This is a genomic window from Corallococcus sp. CA047B (assembly GCF_003612065.1).
GTDB lineage: Bacteria > Myxococcota > Myxococcia > Myxococcales > Myxococcaceae > Corallococcus > Corallococcus praedator.
The window spans coordinates 1-5366 of record NZ_RAWD01000473.1; the positions used below are offsets into that span (position 1 = coordinate 1).

General features: G+C 68.2%; 6 protein-coding genes and 4 tRNA genes. All 10 read left to right on the forward strand.

Annotated features, from left to right (window positions below):
* Nucleotides 1-251 precede the first annotated feature (251 nt).
* Nucleotides 252-644 carry a DsrE family protein gene (locus tag D7X74_RS39150; protein WP_120538050.1) on the forward strand — a complete coding sequence of 131 codons (393 nt, stop codon included), beginning with the start codon at nucleotides 252-254 and terminating at the stop codon, nucleotides 642-644.
* A 211-nt stretch (nucleotides 645-855) separates the two neighbouring features.
* Nucleotides 856-2169, forward strand: coding sequence for an adventurous gliding motility lipoprotein CglB (gene cglB, locus D7X74_RS39155; protein WP_120538051.1), 1314 nt, complete (start codon nucleotides 856-858; stop codon nucleotides 2167-2169).
* 76 nt (nucleotides 2170-2245) lie between these two features.
* Entirely contained in the window at nucleotides 2246-3223 is a 978-nt protein-coding gene (locus D7X74_RS39160) for a RimK family alpha-L-glutamate ligase (RefSeq protein WP_120538052.1), read from the forward strand.
* A gap of 66 nt (nucleotides 3224-3289) precedes the next feature.
* A complete protein-coding gene (locus D7X74_RS39165) occupies nucleotides 3290-3736 on the forward strand; it encodes a hypothetical protein (protein WP_199741996.1) in 447 nt (148 codons plus the stop codon).
* Nucleotides 3737-3741: 5 nt separating this feature from the next.
* Nucleotides 3742-4545, forward strand: coding sequence for a 23S rRNA (guanosine(2251)-2'-O)-methyltransferase RlmB (gene rlmB / locus D7X74_RS39170; protein WP_120538054.1), 804 nt, complete (start codon nucleotides 3742-3744; stop codon nucleotides 4543-4545).
* A 126-nt stretch (nucleotides 4546-4671) separates the two neighbouring features.
* A tRNA-Thr gene (locus D7X74_RS39175) sits at nucleotides 4672-4744 on the forward strand.
* 93 nt (nucleotides 4745-4837) lie between these two features.
* Nucleotides 4838-4921, forward strand: a tRNA-Tyr gene (locus D7X74_RS39180).
* 9 nt (nucleotides 4922-4930) lie between these two features.
* Nucleotides 4931-5006, forward strand: a tRNA-Gly gene (locus D7X74_RS39185).
* A gap of 21 nt (nucleotides 5007-5027) precedes the next feature.
* Nucleotides 5028-5103, forward strand: a tRNA-Thr gene (locus tag D7X74_RS39190).
* 16 nt (nucleotides 5104-5119) lie between these two features.
* Nucleotides 5120-5366, forward strand: a 247-nt coding sequence (locus D7X74_RS39195) for a GTP-binding protein (protein WP_233602280.1), incomplete at its 3' end; no start/stop codon positions are given.

Below are 5366 nucleotides of genomic sequence, written 5' to 3' on the forward strand. Positions count from 1 at the left end.
GAGGAAGACTGGGCCGCCGCATGGACGCTCGCGCGGGCCGGCGCCGCATTGGACACGGGCCCCACGCCCGCGAGCACGGCGAGGCCGAACAGTCCCACCCGACGCGACAGGGAAGGGCGCGATGGTGCCGGCGAGGGACGAACACCGCGGGGGCGGGACGACGGGCTCGGCATGCGGGACTCCCGGTGGAGTGGGGTCCCCGTTATACGACGGCTGCCGGTCCAGACTCGATACGGCTAAGGTCCCCGCGCATGGCCGGACGCGTTTTCTTCTTTCTCCAGCACGCCACGTACGAGCCCGCCTACCAGGCCGGCTCCATGGGCATCACCGCCGCCGCGATGGGCGACGACGTCTACTTCGTCTTCGCCTTCGAGGCCCTGCGCCAACTGGTCCGGGGCGGTTTCGGCCTCGCGCACAGCGAGCGCGAGCGCACGGAGGCGGCCCGGGCGGAAGGGCTCAACGTCCCCACGCCGGCCCGGATGCTCGAGGAGGCCCGGGCCCTGGGTGCGAAGCTCGTGGCCTGTGACACCACGGTGCGCATCTGCGGCCTGACGCCCCAGGAACTGCAGGGCACCCTGGACGAGGTCATGGGTCTCGCCTCCATCTGGCGCCTGACGGAGGGCGCGCGCGTCCTCACCCTGTGAGCGGGTGGAACCTCGTGCCCGTCGGTTGGGTGTGGGTGTCCGACGCAGGATGGAGCGTGGTCCCGCGGGATCGCCTGTTGTTGCAACTTGGCAGCTTCACCTGAATGGGACCTGCTTGCTGCGAGTCGCTGTAGCCTCGGTGGGCGCTCACGCGTTACGCTGGGGCCTCGTGGTTCGTGGTTCCCCTCCAAGAAGGAAATACCCAAAGCCTATGCGCGCCAAGTCGACCCCCCTGAGCGCACTGCTGGCCGGCATCGTCGGTGGTGCCATGATGGCCGGCTGTCAAACGTATGACTTCGAGCCGGTGGATCCGCTCGCGATCGCCCAGACGACGAAGGAGACGGTGATCACGGCGCGCGGCAGCAAGCCGGACGTCATGTTGCTGGTGGACACCTCCGGCTCCATGACGTTGCCCGTGGAGCCCGAGCTGACCGTGAACGGCGTGAAGGTCTGCCACGGCAAGAACGAGTTGGGCCAGGACTACATCTGCGGCGAGAACCGGCCTCCTTGCGATACGGCCAAGTGCCCCACGCGCTGGTCGGAGCTGCAGGCCGCCATGGGCCCGTTCCTCACGGAGAGCGGCAGCCTCGTCCGCTTCGGCCTGACGACGTATCCCGCGCCCATCACGGTGGAATCCCCCACCGTGGCCCAGCTCTGCGCCGCGGCCGGCGAGGGCGGGAACGGGAGCGTTCGCCTCGCGATCCCGACCACGTTGGACTCGGACCTGGAGCTGCTGGACCACGCGAAGGGCCTCAACGCGATCCTGCAGGCGATTCCCAACAGCGGTGAGAACCGCCCCCGCGGTGGTACGCCGACGAGCGGAAGCCTGGCGTTCACGGGCTCGCTGCTGACGACGGACCCGGCGGAGCGCCCGCAGATCATCATCCTGTTGACCGACGGTCTGCCGAACTGCAACGTGAACAACGAGTACAACGGCAGCCAGGCCGAGCAGTGCAGCTGCACGGTGGCCACGTCGCAGTGTGTCGTGGAAGAGAGCCCGTACTACAAGCGGGGCTGCCTCGATAAGAACGCCTCGGTCGCGGCGGTGCAGGCCCTGAAGGAGCGCCAGATCTCCACCATCGTCATCGGCTTCGGCGCGGAGACGTCGGAGGGCGCCGGCCCCCAGGTGCTCAACGCGATGGCGGGCGCGGGCGGCTTCGCGCGCACGTGCCGAGCGGACATCGACTGCGGCGCGGGTGATACCTGCAACGTGGCCACCCAGCTCTGCGGCCGTGGCTTCTATCAGGCGGGAAACCAAGTGGAGCTGGCGGCCGCGCTGAAGTCGATCAGCGAGCGGCTCATGCCCGGCGAGCCCTGCTACATCCCGCTCGACCCGAGCCAGATGCCGTCCGACCCGTCGCTCATCGTGGTCTACATCAACGGCGAGCGCACGCTCGGGGGGCCGGACTCCTGGTCGGTGGTCGACACGGGCGTGCGGTTCACTGGCAGCACCTGCACGCGCCTCGAAGCGTCGCGTCCGGAAGCGCCGGTCAGCGTCGAAGTGCGCGCCATCCGCGAACTCTAGACAGCGGCGGGTGGAGGCGGCTTTACCCGGGCCATGGCGGGGGTTATAGGACCTCGCCGGGCCGGTCGCCTCCGCCATGAAAATCACTGTCCTCTCGCGCTCCGCCTCCATTTCGTCCACGCGGCGGATCGTCGACGCAGGTCGCGCGAGGGGACATCGGGTGCGCGTGCTCAACCCGCTCCGGGTGCAGATGCATCTGGACGGGGGCAGCCGGGCGACCCTCCTCTACGACCGCAAGAAGCTGACGCCCACCGACGTCGTCATCCCGCGCATCGCCCTGTCCATCAGCACGTATGGACTCGCGGTGGTGAACCAGTTCGGCCTGGCGCGCGTGCCCCTGGTGAACCATGCCCAGGCCATCGCGCAGTCGCGCAACAAGATGCGCGCGCTCCAGCTCATGTCCGCCCACGGCATCGACATCCCGGCCACGGTGATGGCCCGTGACGCCGCCCACCTCAAGGAGATGGTCGGGCTTGTGGGGGGAGTCCCCGTGCTGGTGAAGCTCCTCCAGGGCCAGGAGAAGCACGGCGTGATGGTGTGTGAGAGCCTCCAGTCGCTGGAGGCCGCGCTGGAGGCCGTGCTGGGCCTGGGCCACAACATCGTCATGCAGGAGTACGTGCGAAGCACCGGCCAGGACGTCCGGGTGCTGGTGGTGGGCGGCGAGGCGGTCGCGGCGGTTCTGCGCAAGCCGCGCCCCGGCCGTCTCTCGCACACGCTGAACCGGGGAGCCCGGCTGGAGGCCCTGGCGCTGTCTCCGGGGCACCGCGCCATCGCGGAGAAGGTCGCCCGGCTGGTGGGCCTGGAGGTGGCCGCGGTAGACATCCTGGACGTGCAGGGGCAGCCGAAGGTCTTCGAGGTGAACAGCTCGCCCGCGCTGCTGGAGATGGAGGCGGCGACGGGCATGGACCTGGCCACCCCCATCATCCTGCGCGCGGAGGCGCTGGTCGCCGGGGCTGCTCCCGTGTGGAGCGCCGCGCTGGAGACGCCGCAGGCGCTGCTTCCGCCTCCGCCGCCGCGCAAGGCCATCGTGAAGGTGGGCGCGCCCCGGAGTTAGAAGAGAAAGGGCTCCCCGCGCGTCCCAAGCCCCGGTATACGAGCGCCGCCTTCCAGGAGAAGACCCATGCCGAGCCCCCGCCGCTTTCCGCACCTGGCCACCCTGCTGCTGACCCTCGTCAGCGCCCCGGTGCTGGCCCAGGACGTGGACCCCGCCACCCTCTACGAAGTGACCACCGAGGGCACGTCGACGCAGGTGAAGGCGGGAGGGCAGGGCACCTTCGTGCTGGCCATCAAGTCGAAGGCCGGGGCCCACGTCTCCGACGAAGCCCCCCTGAAGCTGGAACTCACGGGCACCCAGTTGACGCCCGCGCAGAAGACGCTGACCCGCGAGCAGTCCGTGGCGAAGAAGGCCCAGGGCCAGCAGTTCGTGGATCCGCGCTTCGAGGTCCCCTTCACGGCGGTTGCCGCCGGCAAGGGCACGCTGGATGCGACGCTCACCTTCTTCATCTGCACGGAGAAGATCTGCGCCCGTCAGAAGAAGACCTTCTCGCTGCCCGTCGAGGTCCAGTAGTCCCCATGCGAGAGCGTTCACCCAAGGCCGGCAGCGAGCGCGAGCGCGGTGGCACCGAAGCCCCGCGCTACGTCTATGGCGTCAACCCCGCGCTGGAGGCCCTGCGGGCCCATCCCGACGCCGTGGAGCGCATCTTCATCGTCGACGGGCAGGTGGGCGCCAAGGCCGCGGGCGAACTGCTCAGCCGCGCGCGGGACGCCGGCGTCCGGGTGGAGAAGGTCGGCAAGGAGCGGCTGAACGCCATGGCGGAAGGTGGCGTGCACCAGGGCGTCGTCGCCGAACTCCGGGGCTTCCAGTACGTCGACCTGGAGGACGTGCTCGCCGTGGCGAAGGCGCGCTCGCAACCGCCCCTCGTGGTCGTGCTCGACGGCATCCAGGATCCGCACAACCTGGGGGCCATCATCCGCTCGGCCCACGCGCTCGGGGCCCATGGCGTCGTCCTGGCCAAGGACCGCGCGGTGCAGGTGACGGGCACGGTGGCCAAGGCCTCCGCCGGCGCTGTCGAATACTGCGCCATCGCCCGCGTCACCAACATCTCCCGCGCTCTGGAAGAACTGAAGGAAGCGGGCCTCTGGGTCGCGGCCGCGGACATCGAGGGCTCCGAACCCCTTTGGAGTGCCCGGCTGGACGGTCCCCTGGCGCTCGTCGTGGGGGCCGAGGGGGCGGGCGTGAGGGAAGGGGTCCTCAAGCACTGCGACTTCCGCCTCCGGATTCCGATGGCCGGTCAGGTCGGTTCATTGAATGCGTCGGTTTCCGCCGCGATTCTGCTATACGAGGTCGCCCGTCAACGGGGCCGTCCGGCCCGCTGACGAACCCGGATCAATCTCCTTGACTTGGAGAGTGGGGACTTCTAAAAGGTCGCGCCTCTCAAGTCGCTGCCGGGTGGTTGACGGTCCGCCCGGGATGAGGTAGGGCGGGGCAGTTGCTGGAGTGATGCCGGTGTAGCTCAGTCGGTAGAGCAACTGATTTGTAATCAGTAGGTCGCGGGTTCAAATCCCGCCGCCGGCCAGGTAGGACGGGCCGCGGAGAAGGGCCCGGGGCACGCAGTCGGTTTTGCAGTTTGTGTGTAGGAAGCGGCCGCAGCACCACAATCGAATATCTGGAGGGATACCCAAGCGGCCAAAGGGAGCAGACTGTAAATCTGCCGGCTCTACGCCTTCGATGGTTCGAATCCATCTCCCTCCACTCGGCAATGCGGGAATAGCTCAGTTGGTAGAGCGTCAGCCTTCCAAGCTGAATGTCGTGGGTTCGAATCCCATTTCCCGCTCCAACCGTTGTAGTGCATCGCCAAGCCCTGATAGCTCAGTTGGCAGAGCGCGTCCTTGGTAAGGACGAGGTCACCAGTTCAATCCTGGTTCAGGGCTCCATTTTTCGAGGAGTGTCATGTCCAAGGAAAAGTTCGATCGCAGCCTGCCCCACGTGAACATCGGAACGATTGGGCACGTGGACCACGGCAAGACGTCGCTGACGGCCGCCATCACGAAGGTGCTCGCCAAGTCGGGCGGCGCCACGTTCATGGCGTACGACCAGATTGACAAGGCGCCGGAAGAGCGGGAGCGCGGCATCACCATCTCCACGGCGCACGTGGAGTACAAGACGAAGAACCGCCACTACGCGCACGTCGACTGTC